At 60.3% G+C, this 14520-nt stretch carries 12 protein-coding genes; 8 read left to right on the top strand and 4 right to left on the bottom strand.

All coding sequences use genetic code 11. From position 1 onward, the window contains the following. Nucleotides 1-29 precede the first annotated feature (29 nt). Nucleotides 30-2354 (bottom strand): FdhF/YdeP family oxidoreductase, encoded by a 2325-nt coding sequence (locus CKW21_RS16810; protein ID WP_095195076.1) that lies wholly within the window; start codon nt 2352-2354, stop codon nt 30-32. 417 nt (nt 2355-2771) lie between these two features. Here CKW21_RS16810 and moaA point away from each other — a divergent pair, with 417 nt between their 5' ends. After that, nucleotides 2772-3770 carry a GTP 3',8-cyclase MoaA gene (gene moaA, locus CKW21_RS16815; RefSeq protein WP_095195077.1) on the top strand — a complete coding sequence of 333 codons (999 nt, stop codon included), beginning with the start codon at nt 2772-2774 and terminating at the stop codon, nt 3768-3770. 4 nt (nt 3771-3774) lie between these two features. Then, nucleotides 3775-4674 carry a bestrophin family protein gene (locus CKW21_RS16820; protein WP_095195078.1) on the top strand — a complete coding sequence of 300 codons (900 nt, stop codon included), beginning with the start codon at nt 3775-3777 and terminating at the stop codon, nt 4672-4674. A gap of 53 nt (nt 4675-4727) precedes the next feature. Here the strand turns inward: CKW21_RS16820 and CKW21_RS31835 are convergent, their stop codons facing one another. Together CKW21_RS31835 and moaB are read right to left on the bottom strand one after the other, a co-directional pair. Continuing rightward, nucleotides 4728-4856 (bottom strand): hypothetical protein, encoded by a 129-nt coding sequence (locus CKW21_RS31835; RefSeq protein WP_256590252.1) that lies wholly within the window; start codon nt 4854-4856, stop codon nt 4728-4730. Next, nucleotides 4853-5392: a molybdenum cofactor biosynthesis protein B gene (gene moaB, locus CKW21_RS16825; protein WP_095195079.1), complete on the bottom strand. Its 540-nt coding sequence runs from the start codon at nt 5390-5392 to the stop codon at nt 4853-4855. The genes CKW21_RS31835 and moaB overlap by 4 nt, the downstream gene beginning before the upstream one ends. Nucleotides 5393-5774: 382 nt before the next feature. Between moaB and CKW21_RS16830 the strand changes: the two genes are divergently transcribed. The 3 genes from CKW21_RS16830 (at nt 5775) to CKW21_RS16840 (ending at nt 9957) form a co-directional block, all read left to right on the top strand. Further along, entirely contained in the window at nt 5775-6665 is an 891-nt protein-coding gene (locus tag CKW21_RS16830; RefSeq protein WP_095195080.1) for a LysR family transcriptional regulator, read from the top strand. A gap of 481 nt (nt 6666-7146) precedes the next feature. Beyond that, a complete protein-coding gene (locus CKW21_RS16835) occupies nt 7147-8511 on the top strand; it encodes a glutamine synthetase family protein (protein WP_095195081.1) in 1365 nt (454 codons plus the stop codon). Between the two features lie 162 nt (nt 8512-8673). Beyond that, complete coding sequence (locus CKW21_RS16840) at nt 8674-9957, top strand: FAD-binding oxidoreductase (protein WP_095195082.1); 1284 nt, start codon at nt 8674-8676, stop codon at nt 9955-9957. A 148-nt stretch (nt 9958-10105) separates the two neighbouring features. Here the strand turns inward: CKW21_RS16840 and CKW21_RS16845 are convergent, their stop codons facing one another. Further along, nucleotides 10106-10891 (bottom strand): DeoR/GlpR family DNA-binding transcription regulator, encoded by a 786-nt coding sequence (locus tag CKW21_RS16845; protein ID WP_095195083.1) that lies wholly within the window; start codon nt 10889-10891, stop codon nt 10106-10108. Between the two features lie 666 nt (nt 10892-11557). Here CKW21_RS16845 and napE point away from each other — a divergent pair. Genes napE through napA form a run of 3 tightly spaced genes read left to right on the top strand, consistent with a single transcriptional unit; the run spans nt 11558 to nt 14510 of the window. Then, the gene (napE, locus tag CKW21_RS16850; protein ID WP_095195084.1) at nt 11558-11725 is read left to right on the top strand and encodes a periplasmic nitrate reductase, NapE protein; all 168 of its coding nucleotides are present in this window, start codon (nt 11558-11560) and stop codon (nt 11723-11725) included. A 23-nt stretch (nt 11726-11748) separates the two neighbouring features. After that, the gene (locus tag CKW21_RS16855) at nt 11749-12009 is read left to right on the top strand and encodes a chaperone NapD (protein ID WP_095195085.1); all 261 of its coding nucleotides are present in this window, start codon (nt 11749-11751) and stop codon (nt 12007-12009) included. Continuing rightward, nucleotides 12006-14510, top strand: coding sequence for a nitrate reductase catalytic subunit NapA (gene napA, locus CKW21_RS16860; protein WP_095195086.1), 2505 nt, complete (start codon nt 12006-12008; stop codon nt 14508-14510). The genes CKW21_RS16855 and napA overlap by 4 nt, the downstream gene beginning before the upstream one ends. Nucleotides 14511-14520: the final 10 nt, after the last annotated feature.

Raw genomic sequence — 14520 nt, forward strand, 5'->3', positions numbered from 1 at the left:
ACAGGTTTTTCGGGCCGCTACGTCCATTTCTACGCCGCAGAACTGGAAATCAGGCTGCTGGCTTTCGCCTGTTCGAGCCGGATGGCGACGAACTTGGAGGTCGGTGTGTAGGTGCGGTCACCGTAACTTTCCAGCGGTACCAGCGGGTTGGTCTCCGGGTAGTACGCGGCGGCCTGACCGGCCGGGATGTCGTAGGCGATCAGGGTGAAGCCGCTGACCCGACGCTCGCGGTCGTCATCCCACAGCGCTACCAAGTCGACTTTCTGCCCCGGTTCGAATCCGAGCCGGCGAATGTCCTGCTCGTTGGCGAACACCACATCGCGCATGCCGTAGACCCCACGATAGCGATCGTCCAGCCCGTACAACGTGGTGTTGTACTGATCGTGTGAACGCATGGTCTGCAGGATCAGATGCGGCTTCACCGCCAGGTTGCGCACGCCTTCGCTGATCAGGTGTTCCGGCAACACACTCGGGGTGAACTGCGCCTTGCCGCTGGCGGTTTTCCAGATGCGGTCCGCCGCGTTGTTGCCCATGTGGAAACCGCCCGGGTGCAGCAGCTTACGGTTGAAGTCTTCGAAGCCGGGAATGCTGTCGGCAATCAGGTTACGGATGCGACCGTAGTCGCCGATGGCCCAGTTCCAGTCGATCGGGTGATTGCCCAGGGTCGCGGCGGCGATCCCGGCAATGATCGCAGGCTCCGAACGCAGATGCTTTGATTTGGGCTTCAGCTGGCCATGGGAGATATGGATCATGCTGAAGGTGTCTTCCACGGTCACACCCTGCGGCCCTTCGGCTTGCAGGTCGATGTCGGTACGGCCCAGGCACGGCAGGATCAACGCTTCGCGCCCGGTCACCAGATGGCTGCGGTTGAGCTTGGTAGCGATGTGCACGGTCAGCTCGCAGTTGCGCAGCGCGGCGTGGGTGCGCGGGGTGTCGGGGGTGGCCTGGGCGAAGTTGCCGCCCAAACCGATGAACACCTTCGCCCGCCCCTGTTCCATCGCCGAAATCGCCATCACCGTGTTGTGACCATGCTCGCGCGGCGGCTTGAAGGAGAAGCGCTTTTCCAGGGCATCGAGCAGCTCGGTGGGCGCCAGTTCGTTGATGCCCATGGTCCGGTCGCCTTGCACGTTACTGTGACCGCGCACCGGTGACAGGCCGGCGCCGGGACGGCCGACATTGCCGCGCAGCAGCATCAGGTTGATGACTTCCTGCAGCATCGGCACCGAGTGCGTGTGCTGGGTCAGGCCCATCGCCCAACACATGATCACGCTTTTGGCCCGGGCGTACATGCGCGCGGCCAGTTCGATGTCGGCCAGGGACATGCCCGACTGTTGTTCGATATGTTCCCAGGCGGTGGCATCGACCTCGGCCAGATAGTCATCGAGCCCCGAGGTGTGTTCGGCGATGAACGCGTGATCGAACACCGGCTCGCCCCCGGTGGCCTGGGCTTCGCGCTCCCACTGCAAGAGGAACTTGGCCATGCCGCGAAAGACCGCCATGTCGCCGCCGAGTGCCGGGCGAAAGTACGCAGTGTTGGTCGGTTCGGAACCGTTGAGCAGCATCTCGATCGGGTGCTGCGGATGCTGGAAACGCTCCAGCCCGCGCTCCTTCAGCGGGTTGATACAGATCACCTGCGCGCCGCGCTTGACCGCTTCGCGCAGCGGTTCGAGCATCCGTGGGTGGTTGGTGCCGGGGTTCTGGCCGATGACGAAAATCGCGTCGGCATGTTCCAGATCGTCGAATACCACGGTGCCTTTGCCCACGCCCAGGCTTTCGATCATCGCGACCGCGCTGGCTTCGTGGCACATGTTGGAGCAGTCAGGAAAATTGTTGGTGCCGTAGGCGCGGACGAACAACTGGTAGAGAAAAGCCGCTTCGTTGCTGGCCCGGCCCGAGGTGTAGAACTCGGCCTGGTTCGGCGACTCCAGCGCATTGAGATGCTTGGCGATCAGCGCAAACGCTTCGTCCCAGCTGGTTTCCACGTAGCGGTCGGTCGTGGCGTCATAGCGCATCGGGTGGGTCAGGCGGCCCTGATACTCCAGCCAGTAATCACTTTGTTCCGACAGGGTCGCGACGCTGTATTTGTTGAAGAAGGCCGGGTTGACCAGCCGGCCGGTGGCTTCCCAGTTAACGGCTTTGGCGCCGTTTTCGCAGAACTTGACCATGCCGTTTTCCGGCGACTCGCCCCAGGCGCAGCCAGGGCAGTCGAAGCCGCCGTTCTGGTTGGTCTTGAGCATTGCGCGGATGTTTTTCAGGGCGTTTTCGCTGCCCAGCCAGTTCTTGGTGACGGCGATCAGCGCTCCCCACCCGGCGGCGGCTCCTTTGTAGGGTTTGTAGCGGTCGACTTGAGACATGCGGCTTCTCCGTGACAATGCACACAGGCTTTGACCCGATTAAGGTCATTGATCGGTTGACGGAGAAAGCATATGGATGGGGATAAAATCTTGTCTAATCGCTATTTGCGACCAGATGATCGAGGATATTTATCATTGATTTTAATCGTTTAAATTCAATAATTTACAAAAACAAAAAGACATTTGACGAAGCAACTGAATCCATCATAGATCCACTCGATCAACCGGTCATTAATAGTGATTGGACGGCCCCTGAAGTTGCTCTTAGCCTGCGCTCAACAAACCTGTATCTGTGGGAGCGAGCCTGCTCGCGAAAGCACCAGGTCAGTCGACATCCATGTTGAATGTGCCGGCCTCTTCGCGAGCAGGCTCGCTCCCACAATTCATTCATTGCGTGCGCTGCCAAGCGAGGATGTCATGTCGGAACGAGTCTTGATCGATGGGTTCGCCAGGCGCGTGGACTATCTGCGGATGTCGGTCACCGATCGCTGCGATTTCCGTTGCGTGTATTGCATGGCCGAAGACATGGAATTCCTGCCGCGCCAACGGGTACTGACCCTGGAAGAGATCCATCAGGTGGCACAGAGCTTCGTCGCACTGGGCACCCGCAAGATTCGCCTGACCGGAGGCGAACCGCTGATCCGCCCGGGCGTGGTGCAGTTGTGCCAGAAGATCGCCGCCCTGCCCGGCCTGCGTGAGTTGTGCATGACCACCAACGGTTCGCAGCTGGCCAAACTGGCCGAGCCCTTGTTCGAGGCCGGGGTAAGCCGCCTCAACATCAGCCTCGACTGCCTCGACCCGCAACGCTTTCGCGAGCTGACCCGCACCGGAGATCTGGCGCAGGTGATCAAGGGCATCGACGCCGCCAACAAGGCGGGGTTTCGCAATACGAAGCTCAACTGCGTGGTGATGAAAGGTCGCAACGATCACGAGATCAACGATCTGGTGAGCTTCGCCATCGACCGCAACCTCGACATTTCCTTCATCGAAGAAATGCCACTGGGCACCATCCATGAACACAGCCGCGCGGAGTCGTTCTACGCAAGCAGCCAGGTCCGTGAGCGGATTGCCGAACGCTACACACTGATTGATTCCGCCGAGTCGACCCAGGGTCCTTCGCGCTACTGGCGACTGGCCGAAGCGCCTCAGATTCGCCTGGGCTTCATTTCGCCCCACAGCCACAATTTCTGCGGCACCTGCAACCGGGTGCGGCTGACGGTGGAAGGTCGTCTGCTGCTGTGCCTGGGCAACGAGCATGCCGTCGACTTGAAGGCGGTACTGCGGGCTCATCCGGGCCAACCCGAACGTCTGGAGAACGCCATCATCGAGGCGATGAAGCTCAAGCCTTACCGGCACAACTTCGAAGTGAACGACGACGTTCAGGTCATTCGTTTCATGAACATGACGGGCGGCTGAAACCATGATCGTCAGACCCAAACCCAATCTGATCGGCGTGCTGACTTCGCTCAAGGGTTCGATCGCCAAACGCATTGCGCGGCGCAGCCTGATGGTGACCTTGCTCGCTTCGGCCATCGTGCTCATCGAAACCTTGCACCCGAGTTATTTTTCCAAGGTCAGTGCCACCCCGTTCACCCTACTCGGTCTGTCGCTGTCGATCTTCATGAGCTTTCGCAACAACGCCTGTTATGACCGCTGGTATGAAGCGCGCAAGGCGTGGGGCGATGTGATTGTGGAAATCCGTTCGATGATTCGCGAAACCCTGATCATCAAGGACGCCGCTGAACGGCACAGGATCCTCAGCAACCTGTGCGGTTTTGCCCACGCGCTCAATGCCCGGCTGCGCAAGGAAAACGAACTGGCCACCAGCGGCGACTGGCTGCAGCCGTTGCCTGAAGGCGGCGCCACGGACATCAGCGGGCAGGTTCTGCTGCAGGTCGGTCAACAGTGTTCGACACTCAATGAGGCCGGGGTGATCAGCGAATGGCGCTACACGATCATGGCCAACCATCTGGCCAACCTGACCCGCGCCCAGGCGGTCTGCGAACGGATCAAAAACACTCCGCTGCCGTTCCCCTACACCTTGTTGCTGCACCGGACCATTTACCTGTTCTGCATCCTGTTGCCATTCGCCATGGCTGAACCTTTAGGCTGGCTGACGCCGGTGTTCACCGCGATTGTCAGCTACACCTTTTTCGGCCTGGATGCGATTGCCGATGAACTGGAAGACCCGTTCGGCCGCGACGAAAACGACCTGCCCACCGACGCCATCGTGCGCAACATCGAGCGCGATGTCCTCGAGGCCTTGGGCGTGATGCAACTGCCGCCACAGCTGGAGCCGGTAGACTTCGTCCTCAACTGACATCCACCGCAGATCAAAACTGTGGGAGCGAGCCTGCTCGCGAAGGCGTCAGGTCAGTCAGCACTGATGTTGAATTGGCCGGCCTCTTCGCGGGCAAGCCTCGCTCCTACAGGGCTCATGTTGTTCAGAACAACTCGCTCCACCGGCATCAATGGCGGGGCGCTCATCGCTGCAGTGTTCATCCCCTTGCTCCGCAGGCCTGCACAGACTTCAGGTGCGGGACGAAATTGCACGGACGATGCCGGGCATCCAGTTGCTCGGCGAGGATGCCTTCCCACGCGGTGCGACAGGCGCCGGTGGAACCGGGCAAACAGTAGACCAGCGTACCGTTGGCCAGTCCGGCCAGGGCCCGGCTTTGCACCGTCGAGGTGCCGATGTCGAGAATGGAGATCGCCCGGAACAACTCGCCGAAACCGTCGATCTGTTTATCCAGCAGACAGGCCACCGCTTCGGGTGTGCTGTCGCGTCCGGTGAAGCCGGTGCCGCCGGTGATCAGCACCACTTGAATATTGTCATTGGCAATCCAGGTCGCGACCTGCGCGCGGATCTTGTACAGATCATCCTTGAGCAAGTTGCGTTCGCTGAGGGTGTGGCCGGCTTCCAGCAAGCGGCTGACCAGCAGTTGCCCGGAGGTGTCATTGGCGTATTCACGGGTATCACTCACCGTCAACACGGCAATATTCAACGGTATAAACAATGCATCCGGTTTAACGCTCATGGAATTCTCCGGGAGGTACCAATTAAATAACTTTCAGAGACTAAAGCGGTAAAACAAGCACTGTCTAATCACTCTAGCCAACTGCACTATCGAGCGTATCTATCGGTTATTAACAAATCAAAAAACACCCATTGAACCACTGTGGGAGCGAGCCTGCTCGCGAAAGCGGTGTATCAGATACTGACTCTTTCGACTGACACTCACTCTTCGCGAGCAGGCTCGCTCCCACAGGGCCATCGAGTCCGCAATAGAGCTGATCGATAACCCCGTAAACAACAGTGATTGGACGCTCGCCCACGACAATGAGATCGTCCACGAACCTTGTGTCCTGCCCACCCGAGTCAATACTTACCTCTCCCATCCTCCGTCAGCAGGTGCCGTCATGGACATCAAACAACTCAAGTTCCTGATCGCCCTGGAGCAGACCCGTCATTTCGGCCAGGCCGCCGCGCGCTGCCACATCACCCAGCCGACCCTGTCGATGCGTCTGCGCAACCTGGAGGATGAACTGGACCTGGTGCTGGTCACCCGTGGCCAGCGGTTCGAAGGTTTCACCGAAGCCGGCGAACGTGTGCTGGCCTGGGCCCGGACCCTGCTGGCCGCCCACGACGGGTTGTTCGCCGAAGCCGCCGCGTGCCGTGGCCAACTGGTCGGTAACTTGCGCATGGGCCTGGTGCCGCTGAGCAGCTTCAACCCCGTGAGCTACATCAAGGGCCTGTCCCACAGCTTTCCGGAGCTCAAATTCAGCCTGTCTTCCCTGAGTTCCGATCAGATCATCGAAAGCCTGGGCAACAACCAACTGGACCTGGGGGTGTGCTACCTCGATCACGTCAACCCGAATTACTTCGAGTTTTTCGAGATCGGCGAGACCCGTGTCGGCCTTTTGCATGACACCCGGCACTTCCATTTCGACGGCCCGCAAATGAGCTGGGAAGACGCCGCCGAATTGCCGCTGGGGATGATCAGCAACGGCATGCACTACCGCAAATCCATTGATTTGAGTTTCCGCAGCCGTGGCCTCAACCCGCAGCCGATCCTCGAAAGCGATTCGACTTACCAGTTGCTCCAGGCGATCCACGAAGGCTTTTGTTGCGCGATCATGCCGCTGGACAGCGGCCTGGAAGAGCCCATCGAACACCTGGCGTTCATCGACCTGCCGGACGCCAGTGTGCTTGCGCCGCTGGGCCTGGTCATGCGCAAGACCGAACCGCGTTCAGCGATTGCCGAGAAATGTTTCGCCCAAGCACGACTGTTATTTGCGCCGAAGCATTAAGGAACCATCGATTTTATATAAACACCGACACGGGCCACTTAACGTTGACTGTAAGAGGACAAGGCAGCCCAGTGGCCAGGTTATGAACCGAAACAAACATTTACAGGCGTCCCTTTCCCCCCTAGTATCCAGTCACCCCCGGATGGCTTGTTATCGGCCTCCGACGTTTTCCGCTGCTGGAAACATGAGTCATGCGCACTTCGCCGTCAGAGCACCACGTCTCGACTCAGGCCACCTCGCTGTTGGCCGTGGACGGCATTGCCTCATGAAACGCATCGTCAACCTCCCCATGGCCCTGCGCCGCTCAAAACTGCGTCACTCCGCACGTCCGCCGGATAGCACCCTGCGCGCCTGATCGCGTTTTCAACGCATCGAGCCCCCTCTTTCCGCTATCGCTGCCAGCACGCTCCGGGCTTGTACCCGTCACCGTGCCCTGGCCTGAATCCGTGCGCCTGCGTGGCGCCAACGTGAGTGACGAACAATGAAATTCGCAGCCCTTGAAGACGCCCGGAGCTTTCTGGCGAACAACCCCGATATCGACATGATCGAGCTGTTCATCCTCGATGCCAACGGTGTGCCGCGCGGCAAGCTGCTGCACCGCGAAGAACTGCTGGCGGTGTACGAAAGCGGTCGTCCGCTGCCCAGCACCATCCTCGGCCTGACCTTGCAGGGCGACGACGTGGAAAACTCCGGGCTGGTCTGGGATGTGGGTGATATTGACTGCCGCGCCTACCCGCTCGAAGGCAGCCTGGTGCGCTTGCCATGGCGGCAGATTCCGACCGCCGCAGTGCAAGTCAGCATGCACCCGCAGGAAGGCATGCCGGCAAGCATTGCCGACCCGCGCCACCTGTTGATCAAGGTGATCGAAGGCCTGAAGGCGCAGGGTTATCACCCGGTGATGGCCTGCGAGCTGGAGTTCTATTTGCTCGATGCCAAGCGCGACCACCTCGGTCGCCCGCAACCAGCGCTGGATGCGGATGGTGGTCGACCGAGACACACCCAGGTCTATGGCCTGCGCGAACTGGAGCAGATCGAACCGTTCCTCGCCGACCTCTACGCGGCATGCAAACTCCACGACATTCCGGCGCGCACGGCGATTTCCGAATACGCCCCGGGCCAGGTGGAAATCACCCTGGAACACGGCGATGCCTTGCTCGCGATGGACCAGGCCGTGCGCTACAAGCGACTGGTCAAAGCCATCGCCCACAAGCACGGCATGCAGGCCACGTTCATGGCCAAACCCTTCGATCATCTGGCGGGCACCGGCATGCACATGCACGTCAGCATCGCCGATGCCGAGGGCCGCAACCTCTTCGCCGCCGAAGACCCCGCGGGTACCCCGCTGCTGCGCACGGCCATCGGCGGCATGCTCGCCTCCTTGCTCGATTCGCTGCTGCTGTTCTGCCCCAATGCCAACTCCTACCGGCGTTTCCAGGCCAACAGCTATGCGCCCCTGGCGCCGACCTGGGGTGTCGATAACCGCACCGTCAGCCTGCGCGTACCGGGTGGCCCGGCCAACAGCCGGCACATCGAACACCGCATCTGCGGCGCCGATGCCAACCCGTATCTGGCGGCGGCAGCGATTCTGGCCGGCATCCACCGGGGCATCCGCGAAGACCTGGATCCGGGCGAACCGGTCGAAGGCAACGGCTATGCGCAAGCCACGCAGCTGCTGCCGACCGATTGGCTGACGTCGCTGACGGCGCTGGAAAACTCGGTATGGGCGCGGGATGCGTTGGGGCAGGAGTTTCTGGGGGTGTATCTGGCGGTCAAGCGTGCCGAGTATCGGCAGTTCATGGCTGAAGTGGGAGAGCAGGATTGGCGTTGGTATCTGACTGAGGCGTAAACCAGTCGCCATCCGCAGCCCCCTCCCTGTGGGAGCGAGCCTGCTCGCGAATGCGGCATGTCAGTCACCAAAAGTGCTGAATGTACCGGCCTCTTCGCGAGCAGGCTCGCTCCCACAAGGAGCGGCGCCAGCTTCACTCCACCCTTTTGCCAGGACATTGTCATGACCCAACGCACCCACTCCTACTACACCGCCACCCTCAACCAGGACACCGACTACCCGCCCCTGCAAGGCCGGCACCGGGTTGACGTAGTGATCATCGGCGGCGGTTTCACCGGCGTCGCCACGGCCGTCGAGCTGGCGGAAAAAGGCCTGAAAGTGGCCATCGTCGAAAGCCATAAGATCGGCTGGGGTGCCACCGGGCGCAACGGTGGCCAGGTCACCGGCAGCCTGTCGGGCGACGAAGCGATGCGCAAACAGATGCGCCGCACCCTCGGCGATGAGGTCGATGATTTCATCTGGCACCTGCGCTGGCGCGGGCACCAGATCATCCGGCAGCGGGTGGAGAAATACGGCATTGCCTGCGACCTCAAGCACGGCCACCTGCATGCGGCGTACAAGCCCAGCCACATGGACGGCTTGCGCAAGGATTACGACGAGGCGGTGCGGCGTGGCATGGGCGATGAGGTCAGCCTGCTCGACCGCAGCCAGGTGCGCGACCTGCTGCAAAGCGATCTCTACCACGGCGCCATCAAGAACACCCGCAACATGCACCTGCACCCGCTGAACCTGTGCATCGGTGAAGCACGGGCAGCGGAAAGTCTTGGCGCGCTGATCTTCGAAAACAGCGAAGTGTTGGAGATCATTCACGGCGACACGCCGGGTGTGCGCACCGCCCACGGTCGCATCGACGCCGATCAGGTGCTGCTGGCCGGCGACGTCTACCACACACTGGAACCGGGCCAGCTCAAGGGCAAGATCTTCCCGGCCATGGGCGGCATCGTCACCACCGCGCCACTGGGTGACCTGGCCAGGCAGATCAACCCCGAAGACCTGGCCGTGTACGACTGTCGCTTCGTGCTCGACTACTATCGCCTGACCGCCGACGGCCGCCTGCTGTTCGGTGGTGGCGCCAACTACAGCGGCAAGGATTCACGCGACATCGCCGCCGAACTGCGCCCGTGCATCGAGCAGACGTTCCCGGCGCTCAAAGGCGTGGCCATCGACTACCAGTGGAGCTGCGCGATGGGCATTGTCATCAACCGCATCCCGCAACTGGGCAAGCTGTCGGACAACGTGTGGTATTGCCAGGGCTACTCCGGCCACGGCATCGCCACCACGCACATCATGGGCGAAATCATGGGCCGGGCGATCACCGGGCAACTGCAGCAGTTCGACACCTTCGCCGCCTGCCAGCACATCCGTGTGCCCATGGGCGACCTGCTGGGCAACCCGATGCTGGCGGCGGGCATGTGGTACTACCAGATGCTGGAGCGGTTGCGCTGAGGTCCCACGATGGAATGCGTTTCAACTGTGGGAGCGAGCCTGCTCGCGAAGAGGCCAGCAGCCTCAAGAGGTGTATGGGCAGATACACCGCCTTCGCGAGCAGGCTCGCTCCCACAGGGGGATTGGGGTGACCACAGATATTAAGTCCTCACCCCTCCACCTGCACCACCTCGATCCCCAGCCTGCGGTAATCCTCGACATTGCCCGACGCTACATGCCGCTCGGTGATGAGCGTGTGCAAACGCGAACACGGCGCGACCACGAACGGCTCCACCGCGCCCAACTTGTCCGCCGTGGTGACCGCTATCACGTGGGACGCACTGTCGAGCATCGCCTGTTTCACCGGCACTTCATCAAAGTGCAGGGAGCTGATGCCGACTTGCGGGTGAATGGCACACACCCCGGTGAACAACAGATCGGCCTTGATGCTTTCGAGCAGGCGCTGGGTTTCATGCCCGCTGGCCGACATCGTCGCCGGATTGAGTTGCCCCCCCGCCAGAATCACCTTGATGCCCTTGTATTCGGACAAGGTGATCGCCGTCATCGGCGACGCGGTGACCGCCGTGATGCAAATGTCCGACGGCAGCGACCGCGCGATCTGCAAGGTGGTGGTGCCAGAGTCGAACATCACGATCTGCCCGTTTTCGACCCGGCTGGCCGCCAACTGCGCCAGACGGGTTTTCACTTCATCGGTTTCACTGATGCGGGTGAAGTAGTCCTTTCCAGTATCTTTAGGTCGCGGCAACGCCCCACCGTGCACCCGCTGAACCAGTCCGGCGCCGGCCAGTTCTGACAGGTCGCGGCGAATGGTGTCTTCGGAGACGGCGAAATGCTGGCTCAGCTCGGAAGCCATGACCTTGCCATCGCGTTCGAGGATCAGGAGGATTTTCTGTCGGCGCAGATGCGGCAGTTCAGTGGCTGAGTGGTCGTGCATGGTTTTGCCTGTTTGTGCGTGAAATTGCGTGTTTGTGCGAGATTAGCCAAAACACAGGGCAAACACAAACCGGCTAACCCGGCAAAAAAATGCCAGATATCAATTCTTTCGATCTTTCAAATCATGAAGGCGAATTTCTTATTTTTTATCGGCCTGTTCAGAATGGCGCCGTCACTCATGTTCCGGATGGATACCTCATGAATCTCAATTTCGCGTTTGCCTGCATGATCGTGGTCTCGTTCACCATCGCACTGGTGCACACCTGATCAGCAGAAACCCAGTACTCTGCATGACCTCCTGACAGCAGAGTCGCCTCAGGCTTTTTGCCCTTGTATCGAACGGCACCCTCCTCACGCCTGAACAACCCGATGCAGCGGTGCCCTGGTGGAGCTTCAGCAAAACCGTGATCGCCGCCGCTGCGCTGACACGGGTGCGCGACGGTTTGACCATTGTGCAAACCAGTGCTTAAACGAGTGTTAAATCATTCTCAAACAATAACGCTTATCAGTAAGTTACTTACAACTTAACGCACTATTGATTTAAAGCAATACAACCCACTCTTCCTCCAAGCATTCTCCAATTACCGTCGGTCGATAAGGCTCACGCCGTTAAACCCGGGAAAATTTCGTGAACTAGTCTGATTGCAAGTTCGGCGGAGTGAACGCCATGGCATTGGCTGAAGAACAAAAAATGCAGCGGCGCAAGGAAACCCGGCTGTTCCTGTTCCTTGTCGTCTGCCTGTTTCCGTTGCTGTCGGTCGCCATCGTTGGTGGCTACGGTTTCATCATCTGGTTTTTCCAAATGATCTACGGCCCGCCCGGGCCACCCAACTGACCATACTCTGTTGGAGTCAGCGCATGGACGAAGCCCTGCACATCGCCAGCCTGGTTATACTTGCCCGACCTGAATTATTGGAAGCCGTCAAAGCCAACTTGCGTCTATTGGACGGCGTGGAACTGCATCAGGAAAGTACCGCCGGAAAGCTGGTGGTCGTGCTTGAAACCACCCACGAAAACCAGATCCTGCAACGCATCGAACAGATCAACAATCTGCCGGGTGTACTTAACGCTGCGTTGATCTATCACGAAATCCTCGATTCCGCCGGAGACGTCGAATGAGCATGTCGCGTCGTGCATTCGTCAAGGCCCAGGCCGCGGCCATTGCAGCTTCTGCCGCTGGCCTGCCGATTTTCACCACCGCCAGCAATCTGGTGACCGAAGCGGACATGGTCACCCTGGACTGGAACAAGGCGCCCTGCCGCTTCTGCGGCACCGGTTGCAGCGTGATGGTCGCGACCAGGGACAATCGCGTGGTCGCCACCCATGGCGACGTCAAGGCCGAGGTCAATCGCGGGCTCAATTGTGTGAAGGGCTATTTCCTGTCCAAGATCATGTACGGCGTCGACCGCTTGACCCAGCCGCTGCTGCGCATGAAAAACGGTCAGTTCGACAAGCAGGGCGAGTTCCAGCCGATCAGTTGGGACAAGGCCTTCGACATCATGGAAGCGAAGTTCAAGGAGGCCCTGAAGAGTAAAGGCCCCGAGTCGATCGGCATGTTCGGTTCCGGGCAATGGACGGTGTGGGAAGGCTACGCCGCCAACAAGCTGATGAAGGCCGGCTTTCGCAGCAACAACATCGATCCCAATGCGCGCCACTGCATGGCCTCGGCAGTGATGGGCTTCATGCGCACTTTCGGCATGGATGAGCCGATGGGTTGCTACGACGACATCGAAGCCACCGACGCCTTTGTGCTCTGGGGCTCGAACATGGCCGAGATGCACCCGATCCTCTGGAGTCGTGTCACTGACCGCCGCCTGAGTTACCCGCATGTAAAAGTCGCCGTGTTGTCGACCTTCGAACACCGCAGCTTCGAGCTCGCCGATATTCCCATGGTGTTCAAGCCGCAAACCGATCTGCTGATCCTCAACTACATCGCCAACCACATCATCGAAAGCGGCGCGGTCAACAAAGACTTCATCAGCCAGCACACGCGCTTTGCCCAGGGTGCCGATGACATCGGCTACGGTCTGCGGCCGGATGATCCACGGGAAAAACAGGCGAAGAATGCCGACAAGGCCAATACCTGGACGGACATTTCGTTCGAGCAGTTCGCCGCGTTCGTCAAACCCTACACGCTGGACCGCACGGCCAAGGAGACCGGTGTCCCGGCTGAACGACTCAAAAGCCTCGCCGAGTTGTACGCCGATCCCAAACGCAAGGTCGTGTCGTTCTGGACCATGGGTTTCAACCAGCACACTCGCGGGGTGTGGGCCAACAACCTGATCTACAACATCCACCTGCTCACCGGCAAGATCAGCGAACCGGGCAACAGCCCCTTCTCGTTGACCGGCCAACCCTCGGCTTGTGGCACTGCTCGGGAGGTCGGCACCTTCGCCCATCGCTTGCCCGCCGACCTGGTGGTGACCAACCCGAAACACCGCGCCACCGCGGAACAGATCTGGAAACTGCCCGCCGGCACCATCCAGGAGAAAGTCGGTTTTCACGCCGTGCAACAGAGCCGCATGCTCAAGGACGGGGTGCTCAACGTCTACTGGACCCAGGCCAGCAACAACATGCACGCAGGTCCCAACATCATGCAGGAAACGCTGCCCGGCTGGCGTAACCCGGAAAATTTCGTGATTGTCTCGGACGTCTACCCCACCGTGTCCGCCCAGGCCGCCGACCTGATCCTGCCCAGCGCCATGTGGGTGGAAAAGGAAGGTGCCTTTGGCAACGCCGAGCGCCGCACACAGTTCTGGCACCAATTGGTGAGTGCACCGGGTGAGGCCAGGTCGGACCTGTGGCAACTGGTGGAGTTTTCCAAACGCTTCAAGATCGATGAAGTCTGGCCCGCCGAGCTGCTGGCCAAGTCGCCGGAATACAAGGGCAAGACCCTGTTCGACGTGCTGTTCAGGAACGGCCAGGTCGACCAGTTTCCGGTCGGGCAAATCGAGGCCGGCTACAAGAACGACGAAGCCAAGGCTTTCGGTTTCTACCTGCAAAAAGGGCTGTTCGAAGAGTACGCCCGCTTCGGCCGTGGCCACGGCCATGACCTGGCTGCCTTCGACCGTTATCACAGCGAACGCGGCCTGCGCTGGCCGGTGGTCGATGGCAAGGAAACCCGCTGGCGTTACCGCGAGGGCTATGACCCTTATGTGGAGACCGGCAGCGGCGTGCAGTTCTACGGCTACCCGGACAAGAAGGCGATCATCTTCGCCCTGCCCTACGAGCCGCCGGCCGAAGCCCCGGATGCCGAGTACCCGTTCTGGCTGAGCACCGGCCGCGTCCTGGAACACTGGCACACTGGCAGCATGACCCAGCGGGTCGAGGAGCTGTACAAAGCCGTGCCGGATGCGCTGGTGTACATGCATCCCGAAGATGCCAAGGCCATGAACGCGCGCCGTGGCAGTGAGGTGAAACTCATCAGCCGCCGCGGCGAAATCCGCGCGCGCATCGAAACCCGAGGGCGCAACAAACCTCCGCGAGGTCTGGTATTCGTGCCGTTCTTCGATGCCAACAAGCTGATCAACAAGGTCACGCTCGATGCCACCGACCCGATCTCCAAACAGACCGACTACAAGAAATGCGCCATCCGCATCGAGTTGATCAGCGCGGCCTGAGGAGCACCGT

The organism is Pseudomonas sp. Irchel 3A7 (genome assembly GCF_900187565.1).
GTDB lineage: Bacteria > Pseudomonadota > Gammaproteobacteria > Pseudomonadales > Pseudomonadaceae > Aquipseudomonas.

What these genes read in the sequence shown, in the direction of transcription:
- CKW21_RS16810 (WP_095195076.1), bottom strand. Translation starts at nt 2,354, where the DNA reads ATGTCTCAAGTCGACCGCTACAAACCCTACAAAGGAGCCGCCGCCGGG.
- moaA (WP_095195077.1), top strand. Translation starts at nt 2,772, where the DNA reads ATGTCGGAACGAGTCTTGATCGATGGGTTCGCCAGGCGCGTGGACTAT.
- CKW21_RS16820 (WP_095195078.1), top strand. Translation starts at nt 3,775, where the DNA reads ATGATCGTCAGACCCAAACCCAATCTGATCGGCGTGCTGACTTCGCTC.
- CKW21_RS31835 (WP_256590252.1), bottom strand. Translation starts at nt 4,856, where the DNA reads ATGAACACTGCAGCGATGAGCGCCCCGCCATTGATGCCGGTGGAGCGA.
- moaB (WP_095195079.1), bottom strand. Translation starts at nt 5,392, where the DNA reads ATGAGCGTTAAACCGGATGCATTGTTTATACCGTTGAATATTGCCGTG.
- CKW21_RS16830 (WP_095195080.1), top strand. Translation starts at nt 5,775, where the DNA reads ATGGACATCAAACAACTCAAGTTCCTGATCGCCCTGGAGCAGACCCGT.
- CKW21_RS16835 (WP_095195081.1), top strand. Translation starts at nt 7,147, where the DNA reads ATGAAATTCGCAGCCCTTGAAGACGCCCGGAGCTTTCTGGCGAACAAC.
- CKW21_RS16840 (WP_095195082.1), top strand. Translation starts at nt 8,674, where the DNA reads ATGACCCAACGCACCCACTCCTACTACACCGCCACCCTCAACCAGGAC.
- CKW21_RS16845 (WP_095195083.1), bottom strand. Translation starts at nt 10,891, where the DNA reads ATGCACGACCACTCAGCCACTGAACTGCCGCATCTGCGCCGACAGAAA.
- napE (WP_095195084.1), top strand. Translation starts at nt 11,558, where the DNA reads ATGGCATTGGCTGAAGAACAAAAAATGCAGCGGCGCAAGGAAACCCGG.
- CKW21_RS16855 (WP_095195085.1), top strand. Translation starts at nt 11,749, where the DNA reads ATGGACGAAGCCCTGCACATCGCCAGCCTGGTTATACTTGCCCGACCT.
- napA (WP_095195086.1), top strand. Translation starts at nt 12,006, where the DNA reads ATGAGCATGTCGCGTCGTGCATTCGTCAAGGCCCAGGCCGCGGCCATT.